This window comes from Pseudomonas sp. RA_35y_Pfl2_P32, from assembly GCF_963970735.1.
GTDB lineage: Bacteria > Pseudomonadota > Gammaproteobacteria > Pseudomonadales > Pseudomonadaceae > Aquipseudomonas.
On record NZ_CAXAQF010000005.1, the window covers coordinates 101763 to 125195 of the forward strand.

Consider the following 23433-nt stretch of genomic DNA (forward strand, 5'->3'; position numbering starts at 1 on the left):
CGCCGTCATCGCGAGCAGGCGCGCTCCCACAGTTGAACGTTGCTGAACAAAAAACCTGTGTTCACTGCAGTTCTGATGTGGGAGCGAGCTTGCTCGCGATGAGTCCCCGACAGGCCATCCAACACTCAGCCGAGAAACGCCGCCACCCGACTCGCCGCCGCAGCCAAATGCTGCTCATGGGTCAACCCCGAAGCCTTCAATGGCTTCAAGTCATGATCCCCCGCCACCAGCCACAACACTTCGATACCCGGTGACAGTGTGTACCCCTCGACCGCCTCGCGATTGCCCAATGCATCGCGCGCTCCCTGCACGATCAAGGTCCGGGTTTTCAGCCCGGCCAGATGCTCGACCCGTGGCTTGTGCGGCTTACCCACCGCATAGAACGGATACCCCAGGCACACCAACCCATCCGCACCCAACTCATCGGCCAGCAGGCTGGCCATGCGCCCGCCCATGGACTTGCCGCCAATGGCCAGGCGCCCAGCGACATGACGTCGCACCAGGCTATACACCTCACGCCAGCACTCGAGCAGCTTGGGCGCCGGATTGGGGGGGCGTCGACCGCCGTCCAGGCGTCGCTGGGCCATGTAGGGAAACTCGAAGCGCAGCACATTGACCCCGCGGACAGCAAGGCGTGCAGCCATGTCACCCATCCAGGCACTGTCCATCGGCGCACCGGCCCCATGGGCAAGAATCAAGGTCGCCACGGCCGGGCTCGAGGCGCCATCCCACAGCCACCCCCGCTCGCGCACACACTGCGCCCATTGATCCCCGTCAATACTGGCCTTGTGCTCTTTGTCCATGCTTGCCTCGCTTTTAATCTGCCTATAACTCCAGGCGAAGGGAGCGTTCGCGCCTTGCGCGCACGCGTTCACTTCAACTGATCCGTGGATGGGGAACCATGAACACTTCTTTAAGTACCGCCTATAACTACAAGGTGGTCCGCCAATTCGCCATTATGACGGTGGTATGGGGCATCGTCGGCATGGGGCTCGGGGTTTTTCTCGCGGCTCAATTGGTCTGGCCCGAACTGAACTTCAACTTGCCGTGGACCAGCTTCGGTCGCCTGCGCCCGTTACACACTAACGCAGTGATCTTCGCCTTCGGTGGCTGCGCGCTGTTTGCCGCCTCGTTCTACTCGGTCCAACGCACGTGCCAGACGCAATTGTTCGCGCCAAAAATCGCCGCGTTCACCTTCTGGGGCTGGCAATTGGTGATCCTGCTGGCAGCCATTACCCTGCCCCTGGGCTACACCAGCTCCAAGGAATACGCCGAACTGGAATGGCCGATCGACATCCTGATCACCATCGTCTGGGTCGCCTACGCCATTGTGTTCTTCGGCACGCTGATGAAGCGCAAGACCAAGCACATCTACGTCGGCAACTGGTTCTTCGGTGCGTTCATCATCACCGTGGCCATCCTGCACATCGTCAACAACGTGGAACTGCCAGTCAGCCTGACCAAGTCCTACTCGGTGTATGCCGGTGCGACCGATGCCATGGTCCAGTGGTGGTACGGCCATAACGCCGTAGGCTTCTTCCTCACCGCCGGCTTCCTCGGGATGATGTACTACTTCGTGCCGAAACAGGCCGAGCGTCCGGTGTATTCCTATCGCCTGTCGATCGTGCACTTCTGGGCCCTGATCACCCTGTACATCTGGGCTGGCCCGCACCATCTGCACTACACCGCGCTGCCGGACTGGGCACAGTCGCTGGGCATGGTGATGTCGCTGATTCTGCTGGCACCGAGCTGGGGCGGCATGATCAACGGCATGATGACCCTCTCGGGCGCCTGGCATAAGTTGCGCAGCGATCCGATTCTGCGCTTTCTGGTGGTGTCCCTGGCGTTCTACGGCATGTCCACCTTCGAAGGCCCGATGATGGCCATCAAGACGGTCAACGCGCTGTCCCACTACACCGACTGGACCATCGGCCACGTACACGCCGGCGCCCTCGGCTGGGTGGCGATGATCTCCATCGGTGCGCTGTACCACATGATCCCGAAAATCTTCGGCCGCCAGCAGATGCACAGTGTCGGCCTGATCAACGCGCACTTCTGGCTCGCCACCATCGGCACCGTGCTCTACATCGCCTCGATGTGGGTCAACGGCATCGCCCAGGGCCTGATGTGGCGCGCCGTCAACGAAGACGGGACCCTGACCTACTCCTTCGTGGAAACCCTGGTGGCCAGCCACCCAGGCTTCGTCGTACGCCTGGTCGGCGGTGCGATCTTCCTGAGCGGCATGTTCCTGATGGCCTACAACACCTGGCGCACCGTGCGTGAGGCCCAACCAGCCGAAGTCGCCGCCGCGGCGCAGATGGCCTGAGGAGTCCACCATGAAACACGAAACGATTGAAAAAAACGTCGGCCTGCTGCTGTTGCTGATGGTCTTTGCGGTGAGCATCGGCGGTCTGACCCAGATCGTCCCGCTGTTCTTCCAGGACGTCACCAACAAGCCCGTCGAAGGCATGAAGCCCTACACCGCGCTGCAACTGGAAGGCCGCGACATCTACATCCGCGAAGGCTGTGTGCAGTGCCACTCGCAGATGATCCGGCCGTTCCGCGCCGAGACCGAACGTTACGGCCACTACTCGGTAGCCGGTGAAAGCGTCTGGGACCACCCGTTCCTGTGGGGCTCCAAGCGCACCGGTCCGGACCTGGCCCGGGTCGGCGGCCGTTACTCCGATGACTGGCACCGCGCCCACCTGTACAACCCACGCAACGTGGTGCCGGAGTCGAAAATGCCTGCCTACCCGTGGCTGGTCACCCAAGCCGTGGACAGCAGCAACACCGAAACCAAGCTCAAGGTCATGCGCACCCTGGGCGTGCCTTACACCGACGAGGACATCGCCGGGTCAGTCGCCACGCTCAAGGGCAAGACCGAGATGGACGCCCTGGTCTCCTACCTGCAAGTGCTCGGCACTGCGATCAAGAGCAAGAGGTGAGCCATGCCCTATGAAATAGTGAGCGTCATCAGCACTGGAATGATCCGTGGCCTGGGCACCGTCGTGGTGTTCGTGGCCTTTATCGGCCTGACCCTGTGGGTGTTCAACAGCAAGCGCAGCGCGCAATTCGCCGAAGCCCGCCTGCTGCCGTTTGCCGATGAACCCCTGGCCGAAGACGCCAGCACTCAAGAACCTGCACCAAGGAGTACCCGGCCATGACCACCTTCTGGAGTACGTGGATCTGCGTACTGACCATCGGCAGCCTGATCGGCCTGACCTGGCTGCTGGTCGGCACCCGCAAGGGCGAGACCAAGGGCAGCGTCGACCAGACCATGGGCCACGCCTTCGACGGCATCGAGGAATATGACAATCCCCTGCCCCAGTGGTGGTTCCTGCTGTTCGCCGGGACCCTGGTGTTTGCCGTCGGCTACCTGATCCTCTACCCGGGCCTGGGCAACTGGAAAGGCATCCTGCCGGGCTATCAGGACGGCTGGACCCAGACCAAGGAATGGGACAAGGAAATGGCCAAGGCCGACGCCAAGTTTGGGCCGATCTTCGCCAAATTTGCAGTCATGCCCGTGGAAGAAGTGGCCAAGGACCCACAAGCACTGAAGATGGGCGGTCGCTTGTTCGCCTCCAACTGCTCGGTGTGCCATGGCTCGGACGCCAAGGGTGCCTTCGGCTTCCCCAACCTGGCAGACAGCAGTTGGCGCTGGGGGGCCAGCGCTGACGCCATCAAGACCACCATCATGGGTGGGCGGATGGCGGCGATGCCGGCCTGGGGCGAAGTCCTGGGGGATGCCGGGGTGAAAAACGTCGCCGCCTATGTGCGCCACGAACTCGCCGGCCTGCCATTGCCAGAGGGCAGCGGTGCCGACCTGGCCGCTGGACAGCAAGCGTACAGCACCACCTGCGTAGCCTGTCACGGCGCCAATGGCCAGGGCATGGAGCTGATGGGCGCGCCGAACCTGACGCAACCGGCGGCGTTCATCTACGGCACCAGCCTGGCCCAACTGCAACAGACCATTCGCCATGGTCGCCAGGGCCACATGCCGGCGCAGAACGAACTGCTCGGCAATGACAAGGTGCAATTGCTGGCGGCGTACGTCTACAGCCTCTCCCACGGGACCAGCGCCCAGCCGCTGCAGGCGGAGGGCAAAAGCGAATAACTCGCAACCGCATTACTGCCGCATCTTCCTGGTGCGGCAGTTCCCTACCTCTTTGCGACGCATTGTCGCACCCCCAAAAGGTCTGCCTTTGCGTCCGGCAGATTCACGTCTAAGCTTGCTGCCAAACGGACTGGCAAGGGCCGGTCACGGGTCAGCCGTAAAGGATGAGTTCGAGGAATCGGTTCGATGACAGGCCGCAAAGGCCGGTAGATACCGGCTGTCGTCCAAGTTGCCGTCAGTCACCTGCGCGCCTGGTTTGAACACACCCTGTTACAACTGACCCAGCCCCCTCGCCTCTTTCCTCTGCCGGGACATTTTCCCCCTGGGCAAATTTGTCCCTACGCGGCGCATGGAAAGGCCGCAGAATCAGCTTTTGAAAGCATTGACGCAGGTCATGGCGCGTTGCAATGACCCCCCGCTTTCTCCATACTTGCGGCCGATTTTTATCCCTAATAAAACACCCAAACCGTGGAACCTTAGAATGAGCACAGCAATCAGTCCGACTGCTTATAACTATAAGGTAGTCCGCCAGTTCGCCATCATGACGGTGGTCTGGGGGATCCTTGGCATGGGGCTCGGTGTCTTCATCGCCTCGCAACTGGTCTGGCCGGAGTTGAACTTCGATCTGCCATGGACGAGCTTTGGACGCCTGCGCCCACTGCACACCAACCTGGTGATCTTCGCCTTCGGTGGTTGTGCATTGTTTGCCACTTCTTATTACGTCGTGCAGCGAACCTGCCAAACGCGACTGATTTCCGACAGCCTCGCCGCCTTCACCTTCTGGGGATGGCAAGCGGTGATCGTCGGCGCGATTGTTACCTTGCCGCTGGGTTACACCACCACCAAGGAATACGCGGAACTGGAATGGCCCCTGGCTATCCTGCTGGCGATCGTCTGGGTCACCTACGGTCTGGTGTTCTTCGGCACCATTACCAAGCGCAAGACCAAGCACATCTACGTCGGTAACTGGTTCTACGGTGCCTTCATCGTCGTGACGGCGATGCTGCACATCGTCAACCACGCCTCCCTGCCGGTCAGCTTCTTCAAGTCCTACTCGGCCTATGCCGGTGCGACCGACGCCATGATCCAGTGGTGGTACGGCCACAACGCGGTCGGTTTCTTCCTGACCACCGGCTTCCTGGGGATGATGTACTACTTCGTGCCGAAACAGGCCGAGCGTCCGATCTACTCGTATCGCCTGTCGATCGTGCACTTCTGGGCCCTGATCACCCTGTACATCTGGGCCGGTCCGCACCACCTGCACTACACCGCACTGCCGGACTGGGCTCAGTCCCTGGGCATGGCGATGTCGATCATCCTGCTGGCTCCGAGCTGGGGCGGCATGATCAACGGCATGATGACCCTCTCGGGCGCCTGGCATAAGCTGCGCACCGACCCGATCCTGCGCTTCCTGGTGGTGTCCCTGGCGTTCTACGGTATGTCGACCTTCGAAGGCCCGATGATGGCCATCAAGACCGTCAACTCGCTGTCGCACTACACCGACTGGACCATCGGCCACGTACACGCTGGCGCCTTGGGCTGGGTAGCGATGATCTCGATCGGCGCGATCTACCACATGATTCCGAAACTGTTCGGTCGCGCACAGATGCACAGCACCGGCCTGATCAACACCCACTTCTGGCTCGCGACCATCGGTACCGTGCTCTACATCGCCTCGATGTGGGTCAACGGCATCACCCAGGGCCTGATGTGGCGTGCAATCAACGACGACGGCACCCTGACCTACTCGTTCGTTGAAGCGCTGCAAGCCAGCCACCCGGGCTTTATCGTTCGCGCCCTAGGCGGTGCATTCTTCGCCTCCGGCATGCTGTTCATGGCCTACAACGTATTCCGCACCGTACGCGCCTCGAACCCGGCAGAAGCCAAAGCCGCCGAACAGATTGCTGTAGTTGGAGCTCACTGATGAAGCATGAAGCAGTCGAGAAGAATATTGGCCTGCTGGCCTTCTTCATGGTCATCGCCGTCAGCATCGGCGGCCTGACCCAGATCGTCCCGCTGTTTTTCCAGGATGTCACCAACAAGCCGGTCGAAGGCATGAAGCCACGTACCGCCCTTGAACTGGAAGGCCGCGACGTCTACATCGCCAACGGTTGTGTCGGCTGCCACTCGCAGATGATCCGTCCGTTTCGCGCTGAAACCGAACGTTATGGCCACTACTCGGTAGCCGGTGAAAGCGTTTGGGACCACCCGTTCCTGTGGGGTTCCAAGCGTACCGGTCCGGACCTGGCCCGAGTGGGCGGTCGTTATTCCGATGACTGGCAGCGTGCGCACTTGTACAACCCGCGCAACGTGGTGCCCGAGTCGAAAATGCCGGGCTACCCGTTCCTCGTGGAAAACAAGCTCGACGGCAAAGACACCGCGAAGAAAATGGAAGTCTTGCGCACGCTCGGCGTCCCTTACACCGATGAAGACATCGCCGGTGCCAAGGATGCTGTGAAGGGCAAAACCGAAATGGACGCGCTGGTGGCCTATCTGCAAGGCCTGGGCACCATCATCAAAAGCAAACGGTGATTTAGATGGATATCGGGATGATTCGTGGCCTGGGCACCGTTGTCGTGATGGTTGCCTTTATCGGTCTGGCCTTGTGGGTGTTCAGCCCCAAGCGCAAGTCCGAGTTTGAAGACGCGACCTTGCTGCCTTTCGCGGATGATCCCGAAGCCATCAAGCACGTCGAGCAAGCTTCTAGGAGTAACAAAGAATGACTACGTTCTGGAGTCTGTACGTCACAGTCCTCAGTCTGGGTACCATCTTCGCCCTGACCTGGCTGCTGCTGTCGACCCGCAAGGGCCAGCGCGCCGAGCAGACGGATGAGACAGTTGGCCACTCCTTCGACGGGATCGAGGAGTACGACAACCCGCTGCCGAAATGGTGGTTCATGCTGTTCGTCGGCACCATCGTCTTCGCCCTCGGCTACCTGGTGCTGTACCCGGGCCTGGGCAACTGGAAAGGCCTGCTGCCGGGCTACAACTACCTCGATAACGAGAAGCAGACCCCGTTCGCCAACGGCCAGTCCGGCTGGACTGGCGTTCACGAGTGGGAAAAGGAAATGGCCAAGTCGGACGCCAAGTTCGGTCCGATCTTCGCCAAGTTCGCTGCCATGCCGATCGAAGAAGTCGCCAAGGACCCACAAGCCCTGAAGATGGGTGGCCGCCTGTTCGCCTCCAACTGCTCGGTTTGCCACGGCTCCGACGCCAAGGGCGCCTATGGCTTCCCGAACCTGACCGACGCCGACTGGCGCTGGGGCGGTTCGCCAGCGGACATCAAGGCCACCATCATGGCCGGTCGTCACGCTGTGATGCCAGCCTGGGCTGAAGTGATCGGCGAGCAAGGCGTCAGCGACGTTGCTGCATTTGTCCTGACCAACCTCGATGGCCGTACACTGCCAGAAGGCAGCAAAGCCGACCCGGTTGCTGGCCAGAAACTGTTCGCCGCCAACTGCGTGGCCTGCCACGGCCCTGCGGGCAAAGGCACCCCAGCCATGGGCGCACCTGACCTGACTCACCCGGGCGCGTTCATCTACGGCTCGAGCTTCGCTCAACTGCAGCAGACCATCCGTTACGGCCGTCAGGGCCAGATGCCTGCGCAAGAGCAAATGCAGGGTAACGACAAGGTTCACCTGCTGGCCGCTTACGTCTACAGCCTGTCGCACGGCGAGAAGGCAGCGGACGCCGAGTAAGGCAAACGCTTGATGCAACAACAAACGGCCCCGTCAGTCACCTGACGGGGCCGTTTGGTTTGTGCCCGCTAATACCGCACTTCAATCACCGACTCGGGCTGACGACTGGGCCAATTGTTGCCTTTGACGCGATAGACCGTCAGTGATTGCCGATCGGCGGCAAAACTGCCGATCAGGTAGCTCTGCTGGGAAGCCGAACCGCTGAGAAACACCGGCACTTGGCCAAACTCCCCGCCAGCATTCCAGTACTGCCCCGAGTAGTCGTGATAGTGCCCGGCAAACACCGCCGTGACCTTGTAGGTCTCGATCATGTTCCTGAACCGGGTGATCTGCTGCTCGCTGCCGGCCCAGCCTCGTGGCTTGTGCAGGTTGAGAATAATGATCTGGCCCCGCTCCCGGGCTTTCTTCAGGTCACCTTCGAGCCAATCCAGCGCATCGCTGATTTCGAACGCCTTGGAGCTGATCAGGGGCAGTCCGGAGCTGAAGTTCACCGAATAGGTCGGCTCGTTGTGCAACTGCACCAAATGCACATCACCCAGATTGCGCGAATACGCCAGGCTGCCGTAATAGATATCGGTGCGCCCCGAGACCCGCACACCGAAGTCCATGCTGTCGACCTTGCCCCAGTAACGCTGCTTGAACGCCTCGATACTGTCGGCAGCGCAGCTATTGAGAAAACAATCGTCGACGTTGTTTTCGTAGTCGTGATTGCCCAGCCCGTAGCCGTAGAGCCCTTCCAGCCTGGCTTCCAGGATTGGCATCAGTACCGACCGTTGCCAGCCGTGGCCAAACGCCGTGAGGTCGCCATTGATCATCACCGGCACCCGCTGGGCGCCGCCAAAATTCCTGCGGAAATCGGCAATGTCAGCGTATTGGCTGTCGATCAGCCATTTCGAACGGGCGTCGCGCTGTGAGTCTGATTCAGGCGAGCCATCATCGGAACTTTCGGTCCAGGGATACTGGGGGTCGGAGGTAAAGACCAGGTGCATAGGCGAGTCCGGCACCTGCGCGCTGAATGCTCCGGGGGCCACGCAGAAGAACGTCAGCACAGCGGCCAACTTGCAACAATTGAGGAGCTTCATAAAATTCCATTTTCATAAAGGGTTAAGGTGAACGAACCGGGTCAACCCCGGCTGGCGAACAACTTACTGCCCCTTGCTGAAATGGAACAAACCCCTGGAGCCCCTTAATTAAGTGCCGATGTTTCCTCCCCGAGGCCGACGTCAATACCGGCACAGGGTGGCGGGATACTGGCCAGGCACGAGAAGGCAGGGTGAAAAATCGTCCATACTGAACAAGTCAATTGACCTGAATCATGATTTGTTACATTTGCTACACCATCCACTCTTTTTCCCCAACGCGACCAAAGGTCGCACCCTTATGCTAGAGCTTCAGGCGTATCATTGCGCCACTGCAACAGCCTTTTTGACCGCGGTCGGCACGTACTGACCGAGGCATTTTTCCACTGCCGTGGGATGCAATGATGAGCAATCAGATTCCGGTACACGACGTTACTCCACCTACCAAGAACGCGAACAACAGCGTCGACCTGTACGCCTCACGAGAAAAAATCTACACCCGCGCCTTCACCGGTCTGTTCCGCAACCTGCGGATGATGGGCGGTGCCGGCCTGTTCCTGTTGTATTTCGGCACAGTCTGGCTCAACTGGGGTGGCCATCAGGCCGTGTGGTGGAACCTGCCGGAACGCAAGTTCTTCATTTTCGGCGCCACCTTCTGGCCGCAGGACTTCATCCTGCTCTCCGGCCTGCTGATCATTGCCGCCTTCGGCCTGTTCTTCATTACCGTGTACGCCGGGCGTGTCTGGTGCGGCTATACCTGTCCACAGAGCGTCTGGACCTGGATTTTCATGTGGTGCGAGAAGGTCACCGAAGGCGACCGTAACCAACGCATCAAGCTCGACAAGGCGCCAATGAGCGCCAACAAGTTCCTGCGCAAGTTCAGCAAACACAGCCTGTGGTTGTTGATCGGTTTCGTCACCGGCATGACCTTTGTCGGCTATTTCTCACCGATTCGTGAACTGGTGATCGACTTCTTCACCGGCCAGGCCGATGGCTGGTCGTACTTCTGGGTCGGCTTCTTCACCCTCGCCACCTACGGCAACGCCGGCTGGCTGCGCGAGCAGGTGTGTATCTACATGTGCCCTTATGCGCGCTTCCAGAGTGTGATGTTCGACAAGGACACCCTGATCGTTTCCTACGACCCGCGTCGTGGCGAAGCCCGTGGCCCGCGCAAGAAAGGCGTGGACTACAAGGCCCAGGGCCTGGGTGACTGCATCGACTGCACCATGTGCGTACAGGTGTGCCCGACCGGCATCGACATCCGCGACGGCCTGCAGATCGAGTGCATCGGTTGTGCGGCGTGCATCGACGCCTGCGACAGCATCATGGACAAGATGGACTACCCCCGCGGCCTGATCAGCTACACCACCGAGCACAACCTGTCCGGGCAGAAAACCCATAAACTGCGGCCGCGCCTGATCGGTTATGCGCTGGTACTGCTGGCGATGATCAGCCTCCTGGTGACGGCATTCTTCATGCGCTCACTGGTGGGTTTCGACGTCAGCAAGGACCGCGTGCTGTACCGCGAGAACGCCGAAGGGCGGATCGAGAACGTGTACAGCCTCAAAGTCATGAACAAGGACCAGCGCGACCATACCTACCTGCTGGAAGCCACCGGCCTGCCGGACCTCAAGCTGCAAGGCAAGCGTGAGATCAAGGTCGCTGCGGGGGAAATTTTCAGCATGCCGGTCGAGTTGTCGAGCGCACCGGAGCAACTGCCGTCGAGCACCAACGAGGTGAAATTCATCCTCAAGGATGCCGACGACGACAGCGTCCACGTTGAAGCCAAGAGCCGATTCATCGGCCCACAAATTCGTTGAGAGAAGTCATCATGCCTGCAGCAAACGCCACCAGCCCTTGGTACAAGCACCTCTGGCCCTGGATCATCATCGCGATCCTGGCCTGTTCGGTGACGTTGACCCTGTCGATGGTGACCATCGCGGTGAACAACCCGGACAACCTGGTCAACGACAACTACTACGAGGCCGGCAAAGGCATCAACCGTTCCCTGGACCGTGAATTGCTGGCTCAGACCCTGCTGCTGCGTGCCAGCGTGCACCTGGACGGGGTCACCGGCGAAGTCGAGCTGCGCCTGACCGGCAACAGCCAGCCCAAGACCCTGGAGCTGAACCTGATCTCGCCGACCCAGCCAGAGAAGGATCGCAAAATCACCCTGACCCAAAGCGCAACCGAACAAGGCCGCTATATCGGCCAGTTGACCGACAAGGTCGAAGGCCGTCGCTTCGTCGAACTGCTCGGCAGCCAGGACGATCACGTCTGGCGCATGTTCGAGGAAGAACAGGTCAGCCACGACAAGGACCTGCTGCTCGGTGACGAACCGCTGCAAGGTGCCGAAGACCTGAAGAACTAAACACTGCGCTTCGTGCATTCGCGGGCAAGCCCGCTCCCACCGTTGATCCGCGGTCGGGCACTTTACCGGAGCCCACCAACGATCTCTGTGGGAGCGGGCTTGCCCGCGAAGAGGCCCTATCCGACGATAGAGATCCAGCGGTACTAGTGATGACTCCATGACCACCACCCCGACCCCCTGCTACCACTGCGCCCTGCCCGTCCCGCCCGGCAGCCGGTTTACCGCCGTGATCCTCGGCGAACCCCGCGAGCTCTGCTGCCCGGGGTGCCAGGCAGTGGCCGAAGCGATAGTCGCCGGCGGCCTGGAGCATTACTACAGTCACCGCAGCGAAGCCTCGGCCAACCCCGACGCCTTGCCGGTGCAATTGGTGGACGAACTGGCGCTGTACGACCGCGCCGACGTGCAGCAACCCTTTGTCCGCCATGATGGCGATCTGGCCGAAACCACCCTGCTGATGGAAGGCATCAGTTGCGCCGCCTGTGGCTGGCTGATCGAGAAACACCTGCGCAGCCTGCCCGCGGTGGCCGAGGCCCGGCTTAACCTGTCGAACCATCGCCTGCACGTGCGTTGGGCCGACAGTCAACTGCCCTTGAGCCAGTTGCTCAGCGAATTGCGCCACATCGGCTACGCCGCCCACCCCTACCAGGCGGACCGCGCCAGCGAACAACTGGCCAGCGAAAACCGCCTGGCCCTGCGCCAACTCGGGGTGGCCGGCCTGCTGTGGTTCCAGGCGATGATGGCGACCATGGCGACATGGCCGGAATTCAACATCGACCTCAGCCCCGAGCTGCACACCATCCTGCGCTGGGTCGCGCTGTTCCTGACCACGCCGATTGTGTTCTACAGCTGTGCGCCATTCTTCAAAGGAGCCATGCGCGACCTGCGCACCCGCCACCTGACCATGGACGTGTCGGTCTCGCTGGCCATTGGCGGCGCCTACCTGGCAGGCATCTGGACCTCGATCACCGGCACCGGCGAGCTGTACTTCGACGCGGTGGGCATGTTCGCCCTGTTCCTGCTGGCCGGACGTTACCTGGAGCGCCGGGCCCGGGAGCGCACGGCCGCGGCCACCGCGCAACTGGTGAACCTGCTGCCGGCCTCTTGCCTGCGCCTTTGCGCCGACGGCCAGAGCGAACGGATCCTGCTCAGCGAGCTGCGCCTGGGCGACCGGGTGCTGGTGCATCCCGGCGCGATCCTGCCGGCTGACGGACGGATTCTCGACGGTCAGTCGAGCGTCGACGAGTCGCTGCTGACCGGCGAATACCTGCCCCAGGCCCGTACCCGTGGCGATGCGGTCACCGCTGGCACCCTGAATGTCGAGGGCGCGCTGACTGTCGAGGTCCAGGCCCTGGGCCAGGACACGCGTCTGTCGGCCATCGTCCGCCTGCTGGAGCGGGCCCAGGCGGAAAAACCGCGACTGGCGGAGATCGCCGACAAAGCCGCGCAATGGTTCCTCCTGCTGTCACTGGTGGCCGCCGCCGCAATCGGCCTGCTCTGGTGGCAGCTGGATGCGTCACGGGCGTTCTGGATCGTCCTGGCGATGCTGGTGGCCACCTGCCCGTGCGCGTTGTCCCTGGCGACACCCACGGCCCTGACTGCCGCCACCGGCACCCTGCACAAGCTCGGCCTGCTGCTGACCCGTGGTCATGTGCTCGAAGGCCTGAACCAGATCGACACGGTGATTTTCGACAAGACCGGCACCCTCACCGAAGGGCGCCTGGCCTTGCGCTCGATCCGCCCCCTGGCCAGTCTCGACAGCGACCAGTGCCTGGCCCTGGCCGCCGCCCTGGAAAACCGCTCAGAACACCCGATTGCCCGTGCATTCGGTCGCGCCCCGCTGGCCGCCGAAGAAGTCCTCAGCACCCCCGGCCTGGGCCTCGAAGGGCAAGTCGGCGAGCAGCGCCTGCGCATTGGCCAGCCGGTTTTCGTCTGTGCGCTCAGCGGCTGCGCGGTCCCGGCCATGCCTGAGGAGGCCGGGCAATGGTTGCTGCTGGGTGATACCCGCGGCGCGTTGGCCTGGCTGGTCCTCGACGACCGCTTGCGCAGCGATGCCCCTGCCCTGCTCGCCGCCTGCAAGGCCCGGGGCTGGCGCACGCTGTTGCTGTCCGGCGACAGTTCGCCGATGGTCGCCAGCGTGGCCGCCGAGCTGGGCATCGACGAAGCCCGGGGCGGCTTGCGCCCGGACGACAAGTTGCACGTGCTCAAGCAGCTGCAGCAACAAGGCCGCAAGGTGCTGATGCTCGGCGACGGGGTCAATGATGTGCCCGTACTGGCCGCCGCCGACATCAGCGTGGCCATGGGCTCGGCCACTGACCTGGCAAAAACCAGCGCCGATGCGGTGTTGCTGTCCAACCGCCTGGACGCCCTGGTGCAGGCCTTCAGCCTGGCCCGTCGGACCCGCCGGGTAATCATCGAGAACCTGCTGTGGGCCGGGCTGTACAATGGCCTCATGTTGCCCTTCGCGGCCCTCGGCTGGATCACTCCAGTGTGGGCAGCGGTCGGCATGTCCATCAGTTCGTTGACCGTGGTGCTCAATGCCCTGCGCCTGACTCGCCTGCCGAGCGCGCCCGCAAGCACCCCGCCACACACCCGCGCGCTGCCGGCCTGAGCCGCGCGCGCATGGAGTCCCGATGCCAGCTCTCTACGTGATGATCCCGGCGGCACTGCTGATCGTCGCCATCGCTATCTACATCTTCTTCTGGGCGGTCGACAGCGGTCAGTACGACGACCTCGACGGACCGGCCCACAGCATCCTGTTCGACGATCAGGACCCGAACCACCAGGCGGCGATCAACGAAGCCGACGGCCAGCCGACGGATCCGGCCAAGCCGACCGACAAGACCCCACCCCATGCTTGAGCTGGCGCCCCTGCTGGTCTCGGCACTGATCCTCGGGCTGCTCGGTGGCGGGCACTGCCTGGGCATGTGTGGTGGACTGATGGGCGCACTGACCCTAGCGATCCCCAAGGAACAACGCAGTCGGCGTTTTCGCCTGCTGCTGGCGTACAACCTCGGGCGGATTCTCAGCTACGCCACCGCCGGTCTGCTGATCGGCCTGGCGGGGTGGGCCGTGGCCAACAGCCCGGCAGCGATGTTCATGCGCATCCTCGCCGGCCTGCTGTTGATCGCCATGGGCCTGTACCTGGCCGGCTGGTGGAGCGGCCTGACCCGCATCGAAGGCCTGGGCCGTGGCCTGTGGCGGCATATCCAGCCAGTGGCCAACCGCTTGCTGCCGGTGTCGAACCTGCCGCGCGCCTTGCTGCTGGGCGCGCTGTGGGGCTGGCTGCCTTGCGGGCTGGTGTACAGCACCCTGCTGTGGTCCGCCAGCCAGGGCAATGCCCTGGACAGTGCGTTGCTGATGCTCGCTTTTGGCCTCGGTACCTGGCCGGTGCTGTTGGCCACCGGGCTGGCGGCCGAGCGGGTCACGGCCCTGCTGCGCAAGCGCAGCGTGCGCATGGCCGGTGGCCTGCTGGTGGTCCTGTTCGGCATCTGGACCCTGCCGGGGCCGCATCAGCATTGGTTGATGGGGCACTGAACCCGGCGCCTGTTGCGCCCTTGATGCAAATCAACATGCCCACGTTGGCAACCCCCTAGACTCGCTGACACTGCTAGCCTATCCGGGGAATGCCCGCATGCTCGACGCCATTCGTTGGGACACAGATCTGATCCGCCGCTACGACCTGGCGGGACCACGCTACACCTCGTACCCGACCGCTGTGCAATTCAACAGCCAGGTCGGCTCCTTCGACCTGTTCCACGCCCTGCGCGAGAGCCGCAAGGCCCAGCGGCCGTTGTCGCTGTACGTGCATGTGCCGTTCTGCGCAAACATTTGCTACTACTGCGCCTGCAACAAGGTCATCACCAAGGACCGCGGCCGTGCGCTGCCTTACCTGCAGCGCCTGGAGCAGGAAATCCAACTGGTGGCCTGCCACCTGGACCCGCTGCAGAAAGTCGAGCAACTGCACTTCGGTGGTGGCACCCCGACCTTCCTCAGCCACGACGAACTGCGCCAGTTGATGGCGCGACTGCGCAAGCACTTCAACCTGCTGGACGATGACTCCGGTGACTACGGCATCGAGATCGACCCGCGCGAGGCCGACTGGTCGACCATGGGCCTGCTGCGGGAGCTGGGCTTCAACCGGGTCAGCATCGGCCTGCAGGACCTTGATCCGGCGGTGCAACGGGCGGTCAATCGCCTGCAGAGCCTGGAAGAGACCCGGGCGGTGATCGATGCAGCGCGCACCCTGCAGTTCCGCTCGATCAACATTGACCTGATCTACGGCCTGCCCAAGCAGACCGCGGAGAACTTCGCCCGCACCGTCGAGGAGGTCATCAGCCTGCAGCCGGACCGGCTTTCAGTGTTCAACTACGCCCACTTGCCCGAGCGCTTCTTGCCGCAGCGGCGAATCAACAGCAGCGACCTGCCGACCCCGGCGGAAAAACTGCAGATGCTGCAGCGCACCATCGAGCAATTGACCGCCGCCGGCTATCGCTACATCGGCATGGACCACTTCGCCCTGCCGGACGATGAACTGGCCATCGCCCAGGAAGAAGCCACCCTGCAGCGCAACTTCCAGGGCTATACCACCCACGGCCATTGCGACCTGATTGGCCTGGGGGTTTCGGCCATCAGCCAGATCGGCGACCTGTACTGCCAGAACAGCAGCGACCTCAACGAGTACCAGAATGCCCTGGCCAACTCCCAGCTGGGCACCAGCCGTGGCCTGGTCTGCACGCAGGACGACCGGATCCGAAGGGCGGTGATCCAGCAGTTGATCTGCAATTTTCATCTGCCGTTCGCGACCATCGAACAGCAGTTCAACCTCGATTTTCGTGGCTACTTCGGCGAACTCTGGCCGCAGCTGCAGGCCATGGCTCGCGATGGCCTGATTGAACTCGATAGCGAAAAAATCCTGGTCCTGCCGGCCGGGCGCTTGTTGGTGCGCTCGGTGTGCATGGTGTTCGACGCCTACCTGGAGCAGCAAAACCGCCAGCGCTTTTCGCGAGTCATTTGACCCTGCTACGGACAAATAACCTGCGCCAAGTTGCCGCAGCCTGGTACGCAGGTCCTCCTGTGGGGTACCCTTACGTCTTATGTGTGTTTTTTCCCACAAGGATCTAAGAAATGTCCGAGCCAGTTAAGCTGCGCGCTCACAGCCAGGCCCACTGCAAGGATTGCAGCCTGGCCCCCCTCTGCCTTCCGCTATCGCTGAACCTGGAAGACATGGATGCGCTGGACGACATCGTTAAACGGGGTCGCCCGCTGAAAAAGGGCGAGTTCCTGTTCCGTCAGGGCGATCGCTTCGATTCGGTCTTTGCCGTGCGTTCCGGCGCCCTGAAGACCTTCAGCCTCAGCGACGGCGGTGAAGAACAGATCACCGGCTTCCACTTGCCGAGCGAACTGGTCGGCCTGTCGGGCATGGACACCGAATCCCACCCGGTGTCCGCCCAGGCGCTGGAAACCACTTCGGTGTGTGAAATTCCTTTCGAGCGCCTTGATGAATTGGCCCTGCAACTGCCGCAGTTGCGCCGTCAGTTGATGCGGGTGATGAGCCGCGAGATTCGCGACGACCAGCAAATGATGCTGCTGCTGTCGAAGAAGACCGCGGACGAGCGAATTGCCACCTTCCTGGTCAACCTCTCGGCGCGTTTCCGCGCACGCGGGTTCTCGGCCAACCAGTTCCGCTTGAGCATGTCGCGCAACGAAATCGGCAACTACCTGGGCCTGGCGGTGGAAACCGTGTCCCGGGTGTTCACCCGTTTTCAGCAGAACCAGTTGATCGCCGCCGAGGGCAAGGAAGTGCACATCCTCGACCCGATCCAGTTGTGCGCGCTGGCCGGCGGGTCTGTCGAAGGCTGAGGAGGCACGGGCGGTGGAGCGAACCTGCTCGGCCGCCGTTATACTGCTGCATTTGCAGCCTGCCAGGACATCTCGACGATGCTCATTGACGCCTTCGACATCAAATCCCTGATTCGCCCCGTGGTTGACTTCCCCAAGCCTGGCGTGATCTTTCGCGACATCACCCCGTTGTTCCAGTCGCCCAAGGCCCTGCGCCTGGTGATGGACAGCTTTGCCCATCGTTATGTCGAAGCCGATTTCACCCACATCGGCGCAATGGATGCCCGTGGCTTCCTGATCGGCTCGGTGCTGGCCTATCAACTGAACAAACCATTGGTGCTGTTTCGCAAGCAAGGCAAGCTGCCGGCCGACGTGCTGGCCGAGGGTTACCAGACCGAGTACGGCGAAGCCTTCCTCGAAGTCCACGCCGACAGCCTGTGCGACGGCGACTCGGTGCTGATGTTCGATGACCTGATTGCCACCGGCGGCACCCTGATTGCCGCGGCCAACCTGGTCCGGCGCATGGGCGCGAAGATCTTCGAAGCGGCGGCGATCATCGACCTGCCAGAACTGGGTGGCTCCCAGCGCCTGGAAGACATGGGCATCCCGACGTTCTGCCTGACGCAGTTTGCCTTGTCCGAACAGTAAGCGGTGCCCGCGATGACGTCAGCTGCCACAGCGCAATCTACAACCCCATCTGCTTGCTGATAATCTCGTTCATCACTTCCCGCGTGCCGCCGCCAATGGACAGGATCCGGTTGTCGCGGTACAGCCGCTCCACCAGGCTGTCGCGCATATAGCCCAGCCCGCCGAGGATCTGTACCGCGTCGTGGGTGATGCGGTCCGCGGTGTCGGTGGCGAAGTTCTTGGCCATGGAGATTTCCTTGATCACACTCTGCCCGGCGGCCATTTTTGCCGCCTGGCGATAGGTGAATTCCCGGGACACCTCCAGCGCCGTGGCCATTTCCGCCAGGCGATGCTTGAGCACCTGGAACTTGCCAATGGGCTTGCCGAACGCTTCGCGCTGGCGGGCCCACTTCAGGCTTTCTTCCAGTGCCAGTTGCGCCGTCATGTTGGCCATCAGCGCCAACGCCAGGCGCTCGCTCTGAAAGTTGCCCATGATGCAGGCAAAACCCATGTTCTCGGCGCCAATCAGGTGGCCCACAGGCACTTTGCAATCCTCGAAAAACAATTCGGCGGTGTCCGACGCCCACCAGCCCATTTTCTTCAATGGGCGCCCGACGCTGAACCCCGGCGTGTCGCGCTCGATCAGCAACAGGCTGATGCCACCGAACCCGGTGGCGCCGGTGCGCACCGCCACGGTGTAAAAATCCGCGCGCACACCGCTGGTGATAAAGGTCTTGCTGCCATTGACCCGGTAGTGATCGCCGTCGCGCACGGCGCGGGTCTGCAGGTTGGCCACATCGGACCCGCCGCTGGGCTCGGTGACCGCCAGGGCGCTGATCTTTTCGCCACTGAGTACCTGTGGCACCACCCGCTCGCGCACCTCGGGCCGCGCCCACTTGACGATCGGTGGCAGACCGATGTCCAGCGAGCCCAGGCCCGCCACCAGCCCACCGGACCCACAGCGCATCAGCTCTTCGCTGGCGGCGATCTTGGCGAACAGGTCACCCTCATGGCTGCCACCCAGCGCTTCGGGATAACCGATGCCCAGAATGCCCGCCGCGCCGGCCTTGAGGTAGAGCTCGCGAGGAAACCCTTCGGCCTCCTCCCACTGGTCGATGTCCGGGATAATCTCGCGCTCGACGAAACGTCGTACGCTATCGCGGACCCATTCATGGCTGGGATCGAAGTATTCCTGAAAGGCAGGCATCGGCGAACTCCACTGAAGGTTCAGCGAAGTTAACCGAGCGCTTGCTTGGTTTTCAACAGATTTGTGGCGACAGGCGCTGCCGCCGGCAACGATCTTTTACAACGCGATCGGCTTACGCCCGGCAAACGAATGCGCCAGCGTGCCGCCATCCACCAGTTCCAACTCGCCCCCCAACGGGACGCCATGGGCGATGCGCGAGGTGATCAGGCCCTTGTTGCTGAGCAACTGGGCGATGTAGTGAGCGGTGGCTTCGCCTTCCACGGTCGGGTTGGTGGCGAGGATGATTTCGCTGAAGGTGCCGGCCTCTTCGATCCGTGCCAGCAATTGCGGAATGCCAATGGCTTCCGGCCCCAGGCCATCGAGGGGCGACAAATGGCCCTTGAGCACGAAGTAGCGTCCGCGAAAGCCGGTCTGCTCCACGGCATACACGTCCATCGGCCCTTCCACCACGCACAGCAGGCTGTCGTCGCGTCGGGTGTCGGAGCACTGCGGGCACAGTTCTTCTTCGGTCAGGGTGCGGCACAGGCGGCAATGGCCGACCCCTTCCATTGCCTGGTTCAAGGCCAGCGCCAGCCGCGAGCCACCGCTGCGGTCGCGTTCGAGCAGTTGCAACGCCATGCGCTGGGCAGTTTTCTGGCCGACCCCGGGCAAGGTGCGCAGGGCGTCGATCAGGTGGCGAATCAAAGGGCTGAAGCTCATGGGAAACGTCCGACAAAACAACGAGACGCGGTTTATACCCGCGCCTCTGGCCAGCGTCAAATGCTCATCGGTCGGTCAGTCCTTGGCCACCCGCACCACCAACTTGCCGAAGTTGCGTCCCTCCAGCAGACCGATAAAGGCCTCGGGCGCCTGCTCCAGGCCTTCGACCACGTCCTCGCGGAACTTCACCTTGCCCTCGCGCACCCAGGGGGCCATGGCCTTGGCAAACTCGGAGTGGCGATCGCCATAGTCGTCGAACACGATAAACCCCTGCATCCGCACTCGCTTGGTGAGCAAGGTGCGCTGCAGCAGGGGCATGCGGTCCGGCCCCGGCGGCGCCTCTTGCGCGTTGTACTGGGCAATCAGACCGCACACCGGGACCCGCGCCTTGGGGTTGAGCAATGGCAGGACCGCGTCGAACACCTTGCCGCCGACGTTTTCGAAGTAAATGTCGACACCCGCACCGCACGCCTGCGCCAGCTGCTCGGCAAAATCTGCGCGCGTGTGATCGATGCAGGCATCAAAACCCAGCTCATCGACCACGTAGCGGCACTTGTCCGCACCGCCGGCGACGCCGACCACCTTCAACCCTTTGATCCGCGCCACCTGGCCCACCACCGAGCCCACGGCACCGGACGCAGCCGCCACCACCAGGGTCTCCCCTTCCTTGGGCTGGCCGATGTCCATCAGCCCCATGCAAGCGGTCATGCCCGGCATGCCGAGCACCCCCAGAGCCATGGACGGACTGGGCAAGCCGGACGGCACCGGGATCAGCGCCCGACCGTCACTGATGCTGTGGCTCTGCCAGCCAGTGGCACCGACCACCAGGTCACCTTCGTGGAATTTCGGGTTCAGCGAGCGCTCGACCCGGCTGACAGCGCCACCGGTCATGACCTCGCCGATGGCCACCGGGGCGGCGTAGGACGGTGCGTCACTCATGCGCCCGCGCATGTAGGGATCGAGCGACAGGTACAGGGTCTTGAGCAGCACCTGGCCTTCGGCCAGGTCGGGCAAGGCTTCGCGCTCGAGCCGGAAGTTCTCCGGGGTGGGCGCGCCCACCGGGCGCGACACCAGCACGATGCGTTGGTTGAGGGTCAATGCGTCTGGCATGTGAGCGTCTCCTTGAGCGAAGGGTTAAGGGGCTACAGCAGCAGACCCTGCGAAACGGCCGGCGTTCGATGTTTTGCGGCGCGACACGATGTCTACAGGAGGCGGTTCGCCAGCGAACCGCTGCGCCACACACAAAAATGCCAGGCTAAGTGCCTGGCATTTTGTGTAGTCCATCCGACGCGTCAACGCGAATCAGAAAGGCAGTTTCATGCCCGGTGGCAGTTGCATGCCGGCGGTCATGCCGGACATCTTGTCCTGGCTGTTGGCTTCGATCTTGCGCACGGCGTCGTTCACCGCTGCCGCGAACACGGCTTCGAGCATCTCTTTGTCGTCTTCGCTCAGGCCTTCCACCAGGCTTGGGTCGATGGTCACGCGCTTGACGTCGTGACGACCGGTCATGACCACGGTGACCATATCGCCACCGGCCTTACCGGTGACTTCGGCGTTGGCCAGCTCTTCCTGCATCTTGGCCATTTTTTCCTGCATCTGCTGCGCCTGCTTCATCAGGCCGGCCATGCCACCTTTCATCATGGGAATCACCTCAAAAGTACGTGGATCAAAACGGCGCCCGGCCCAGTGGGCCGAGCACCTTCAGTTTGTTAGCCCTGGCTGACCAGGGCCTCGACTGGTTCAATAGTATCGTTACGGATCACTGCGCCGAACTGTTGCATCATCTGCTGGATGAACGGATCACCGTGGATCGAGTCCTCGGCCTCACGCTGACGGTTGGCGCGCCGCCGGGACGATGCCTGGGCCGGGGTTTCCTGCTCGGGCTTGATCAGCTCGATGCTCACCGTGAGGGTGCGCTGCAGCAGCTGGTTCAGGGCATCGTTGAGGCGCCGTTGCTGGGTGGCGTTGAACAGCGCGCTGTGGGCCGGGTCCAGGTGCAGCAACCACTGGTCGCCGTCTACCGCAATCAGCGTGCAGTTGGCGGCGATGCTGCCGGTCATGCCGGAAATCGGCAGTTTTGGGAACAGCTCCAGCCACTGCAGGGCCAGGCCGGTGGCCGGCATCGCCGCAGGCTCGGGTTCCGGCGCAGGCGCAGGCTCCGCGGTGTGCTCGCTGGCCAGCTCATCGAGGTAGCTGTAGGCCGAATCCATGTCCGGCTCGATATAGTCTTCGTCCAGCGGGGGTTCGTCATCCAGGTCCATGCCTGGCGTGGCGGCGTCCACCTCGGCCACCGAAGGCTCGGGAATCGGCGCGGCGGCCCATTCCGGCGCATCCGGCACCACGCTGTCGGGCACCAGCACGGGCATCGGGGTCAGGTCAGGCTGTTCGGCGACGGTCTCGAGCACCGGCTCGACGGCGGGGTGCAGCTCGGCCGCCGGCTCTATTGGGTCGTTCCAGGGCAGATCGACGACTTCCTCGACGGCGGCCGCCGGCTCAGGCGCTATTTGCACCACAGGTTCAGGCTCGACCATCGGCGTCACAGGCGCAGGGGCCGGTACAGGCGCAGCGGCCACGACCGGCGCAACCGGTAACGCGCCAGCCACTGAGTGAGCGGAATCAACTGTGGCCTGGCTGATCCCCACTGGCTTTAGCGGCTGCCTCGGTGCGTCAGGGGTGTCTGCGGGGCGGAAAGCCAGCATCCGCAGCAGGACCATTTCAAAGCCGCCCCGCGGGTCGGGGGCCAGCGGCAGATCGCGCCGGCCGATCAGCCCCATCTGGTAATAAAACTGCACATCCTCAGCCGGCAAGGCCTGGGCCAGCGCCAACACCCGGTCGCGGTCGCCCTGACCGTTGTCGACACCTTCCGGCAATGCCTGGGCAATCGCCACGCGGTGCAGCACGTTGAGGATTTCCGAGAGCACACCATTCCAGTCCGGGCCTTGCTCAGCCAGGTGCCGGACGCCTTCGAGCAACGCCTTGGCGTCGCCTTCGATCAACGCGTGCAGGACATCGTAGACCTGGCCATGGTCAAGGGTGCCGAGCATGGCCCGCACGTCCGCGGCCATGACCTTGCCTTCCCCGAAGGCAATTGCCTGGTCGGTCAGGCTCATGGCATCGCGCATCGAACCGTCGGCCGCGCGCCCGAGCAACCACAGCGCGTCGTCTTCGAACGGCACGTTCTCCACACCCAGGACGTGGGTCAGGTGTTCGACCACGCGTTCCGGCGTCATGTTTTTCAGGGAGAACTGCAGGCAGCGCGACAAAATCGTTGCCGGAAGTTTCTGCGGATCAGTGGTGGCCAGGATGAACTTGACGTAGGGCGGCGGCTCTTCGAGGGTTTTCAACAGCGCATTGAAGGAATGGCTGGAGAGCATGTGGACTTCGTCGATCAAGTAGACCTTGAAGCGCCCACGGCTCGGCGCGTACTGCACGTTGTCCAGCAGTTCGCGGGTGTCCTCGACCTTGGTCCGGCTCGCGGCGTCGATCTCGATCAGGTCGACAAAGCGCCCCTCGTCGATCTCGCGGCACACCGAACAGGTGCCGCAGGGCGTCGAAGTGATACCTGTTTCACAGTTCAGGCATTTGGCAATGATCCGCGCGATGGTGGTCTTGCCGACCCCGCGGGTGCCGGTAAACAAATAGGCGTGGTGCAGCCGCTGGCTGTCCAAGGCATTGATCAGAGCCTTGAGCACATGGGTCTGGCCGACCATTTCGCGGAACGAGCGCGGACGCCATTTACGTGCAAGAACCTGATAACTCATCGAAAACCGTCGCGACTGGGAAGCGGAAGCGGGTAATGCT

General features: G+C 62.6%; 23 protein-coding genes. 16 read left to right on the forward strand and 7 right to left on the reverse strand.

What is annotated here, in order from left to right; all coding sequences use genetic code 11:
- Positions 1-125: 125 nt before the first annotated feature.
- Positions 126-803, reverse strand: coding sequence for an alpha/beta family hydrolase (locus AACY45_RS06630; protein ID WP_339544715.1), 678 nt, complete (start codon positions 801-803; stop codon positions 126-128).
- 98 nt (positions 804-901) lie between these two features.
- Here AACY45_RS06630 and ccoN (AACY45_RS06635) point away from each other — a divergent pair, with 98 nt between their 5' ends.
- The 8 genes from ccoN (AACY45_RS06635) (at position 902) to ccoP (AACY45_RS06670) (ending at position 7811) form a co-directional block, all read left to right on the forward strand.
- The gene (gene ccoN / locus AACY45_RS06635) at positions 902-2326 is read left to right on the forward strand and encodes a cytochrome-c oxidase, cbb3-type subunit I (RefSeq protein ID WP_339544716.1); all 1425 of its coding nucleotides are present in this window, start codon (positions 902-904) and stop codon (positions 2324-2326) included.
- A 10-nt stretch (positions 2327-2336) separates the two neighbouring features.
- Positions 2337-2945: a cytochrome-c oxidase, cbb3-type subunit II gene (ccoO, locus tag AACY45_RS06640; RefSeq protein ID WP_095165359.1), complete on the forward strand. Its 609-nt coding sequence runs from the start codon at positions 2337-2339 to the stop codon at positions 2943-2945.
- A gap of 15 nt (positions 2946-2960) precedes the next feature.
- A complete protein-coding gene (locus AACY45_RS06645) occupies positions 2961-3164 on the forward strand; it encodes a cbb3-type cytochrome oxidase subunit 3 (protein WP_339544812.1) in 204 nt (67 codons plus the stop codon).
- A complete protein-coding gene (gene ccoP / locus AACY45_RS06650) occupies positions 3161-4114 on the forward strand; it encodes a cytochrome-c oxidase, cbb3-type subunit III (RefSeq protein ID WP_339544717.1) in 954 nt (317 codons plus the stop codon). The genes AACY45_RS06645 and ccoP (AACY45_RS06650) overlap by 4 nt, the downstream gene beginning before the upstream one ends.
- Positions 4115-4595: 481 nt before the next feature.
- The gene (gene ccoN / locus AACY45_RS06655) at positions 4596-6038 is read left to right on the forward strand and encodes a cytochrome-c oxidase, cbb3-type subunit I (protein ID WP_339544718.1); all 1443 of its coding nucleotides are present in this window, start codon (positions 4596-4598) and stop codon (positions 6036-6038) included.
- Positions 6038-6646 carry a cytochrome-c oxidase, cbb3-type subunit II gene (ccoO, locus tag AACY45_RS06660; protein ID WP_339544719.1) on the forward strand — a complete coding sequence of 203 codons (609 nt, stop codon included), beginning with the start codon at positions 6038-6040 and terminating at the stop codon, positions 6644-6646. The genes ccoN (AACY45_RS06655) and ccoO (AACY45_RS06660) overlap by 1 nt, the downstream gene beginning before the upstream one ends.
- Before the next feature lie 5 nt (positions 6647-6651).
- Positions 6652-6837, forward strand: coding sequence for a CcoQ/FixQ family Cbb3-type cytochrome c oxidase assembly chaperone (locus AACY45_RS06665; RefSeq protein ID WP_003175465.1), 186 nt, complete (start codon positions 6652-6654; stop codon positions 6835-6837).
- Positions 6834-7811, forward strand: a complete 978-nt coding sequence (ccoP, locus tag AACY45_RS06670; protein WP_339544720.1) for a cytochrome-c oxidase, cbb3-type subunit III — start codon at positions 6834-6836, stop codon at positions 7809-7811. The genes AACY45_RS06665 and ccoP (AACY45_RS06670) overlap by 4 nt, the downstream gene beginning before the upstream one ends.
- A 68-nt stretch (positions 7812-7879) precedes the next feature.
- Here ccoP (AACY45_RS06670) and AACY45_RS06675 read toward each other — a convergent pair whose 3' ends face one another.
- Positions 7880-8893: a metallophosphoesterase family protein gene (locus AACY45_RS06675; RefSeq protein WP_339544721.1), complete on the reverse strand. Its 1014-nt coding sequence runs from the start codon at positions 8891-8893 to the stop codon at positions 7880-7882.
- 401 nt (positions 8894-9294) lie between these two features.
- On the opposite strand from AACY45_RS06675, the gene ccoG reads away from it, so the two are divergent.
- The 8 genes from ccoG to AACY45_RS06715 all read left to right on the forward strand — a co-directional run bounded on the left by ccoG (position 9295) and on the right by AACY45_RS06715 (position 17747).
- Positions 9295-10710, forward strand: coding sequence for a cytochrome c oxidase accessory protein CcoG (gene ccoG / locus AACY45_RS06680; protein WP_339544722.1), 1416 nt, complete (start codon positions 9295-9297; stop codon positions 10708-10710).
- 11 nt (positions 10711-10721) lie between these two features.
- Positions 10722-11261, forward strand: a complete 540-nt coding sequence (locus AACY45_RS06685; RefSeq protein WP_339544723.1) for a FixH family protein — start codon at positions 10722-10724, stop codon at positions 11259-11261.
- A gap of 157 nt (positions 11262-11418) precedes the next feature.
- Complete coding sequence (locus AACY45_RS06690; protein ID WP_339544724.1) at positions 11419-13869, forward strand: heavy metal translocating P-type ATPase; 2451 nt, start codon at positions 11419-11421, stop codon at positions 13867-13869.
- 22 nt (positions 13870-13891) lie between these two features.
- Positions 13892-14119, forward strand: a complete 228-nt coding sequence (ccoS, locus tag AACY45_RS06695; RefSeq protein WP_339544725.1) for a cbb3-type cytochrome oxidase assembly protein CcoS — start codon at positions 13892-13894, stop codon at positions 14117-14119.
- The gene (locus AACY45_RS06700) at positions 14112-14795 is read left to right on the forward strand and encodes a sulfite exporter TauE/SafE family protein (RefSeq protein ID WP_339544726.1); all 684 of its coding nucleotides are present in this window, start codon (positions 14112-14114) and stop codon (positions 14793-14795) included. The genes ccoS and AACY45_RS06700 overlap by 8 nt, the downstream gene beginning before the upstream one ends.
- Positions 14796-14892: 97 nt before the next feature.
- Positions 14893-16275, forward strand: coding sequence for an oxygen-independent coproporphyrinogen III oxidase (gene hemN, locus AACY45_RS06705; RefSeq protein WP_339544727.1), 1383 nt, complete (start codon positions 14893-14895; stop codon positions 16273-16275).
- Between the two features lie 110 nt (positions 16276-16385).
- Positions 16386-17120, forward strand: a complete 735-nt coding sequence (fnr, locus tag AACY45_RS06710) for a fumarate/nitrate reduction transcriptional regulator Fnr (RefSeq protein ID WP_095165381.1) — start codon at positions 16386-16388, stop codon at positions 17118-17120.
- A 78-nt stretch (positions 17121-17198) separates the two neighbouring features.
- Positions 17199-17747 (forward strand): adenine phosphoribosyltransferase, encoded by a 549-nt coding sequence (locus AACY45_RS06715; RefSeq protein ID WP_339544728.1) that lies wholly within the window; start codon positions 17199-17201, stop codon positions 17745-17747.
- Between the two features lie 37 nt (positions 17748-17784).
- On the opposite strand, the gene AACY45_RS06720 is transcribed toward AACY45_RS06715, so the two are convergent.
- The 5 genes from AACY45_RS06720 to dnaX form a co-directional block, all read right to left on the reverse strand.
- On the reverse strand, positions 17785-18933 hold the full coding sequence (locus AACY45_RS06720; protein WP_339544729.1) for an acyl-CoA dehydrogenase family protein: 1149 nt from the start codon (positions 18931-18933) through the stop codon (positions 17785-17787).
- Between the two features lie 96 nt (positions 18934-19029).
- The gene (gene recR, locus AACY45_RS06725; RefSeq protein ID WP_339544730.1) at positions 19030-19632 is read right to left on the reverse strand and encodes a recombination mediator RecR; all 603 of its coding nucleotides are present in this window, start codon (positions 19630-19632) and stop codon (positions 19030-19032) included.
- A 75-nt stretch (positions 19633-19707) separates the two neighbouring features.
- Positions 19708-20742: an NADP-dependent oxidoreductase gene (locus AACY45_RS06730; RefSeq protein WP_339544731.1), complete on the reverse strand. Its 1035-nt coding sequence runs from the start codon at positions 20740-20742 to the stop codon at positions 19708-19710.
- Between the two features lie 192 nt (positions 20743-20934).
- Positions 20935-21273 carry a YbaB/EbfC family nucleoid-associated protein gene (locus tag AACY45_RS06735; RefSeq protein WP_008028561.1) on the reverse strand — a complete coding sequence of 113 codons (339 nt, stop codon included), beginning with the start codon at positions 21271-21273 and terminating at the stop codon, positions 20935-20937.
- Positions 21274-21341: 68 nt separating this feature from the next.
- A complete protein-coding gene (gene dnaX / locus AACY45_RS06740; RefSeq protein WP_339544732.1) occupies positions 21342-23393 on the reverse strand; it encodes a DNA polymerase III subunit gamma/tau in 2052 nt (683 codons plus the stop codon).
- Positions 23394-23433 lie beyond the last annotated feature (40 nt).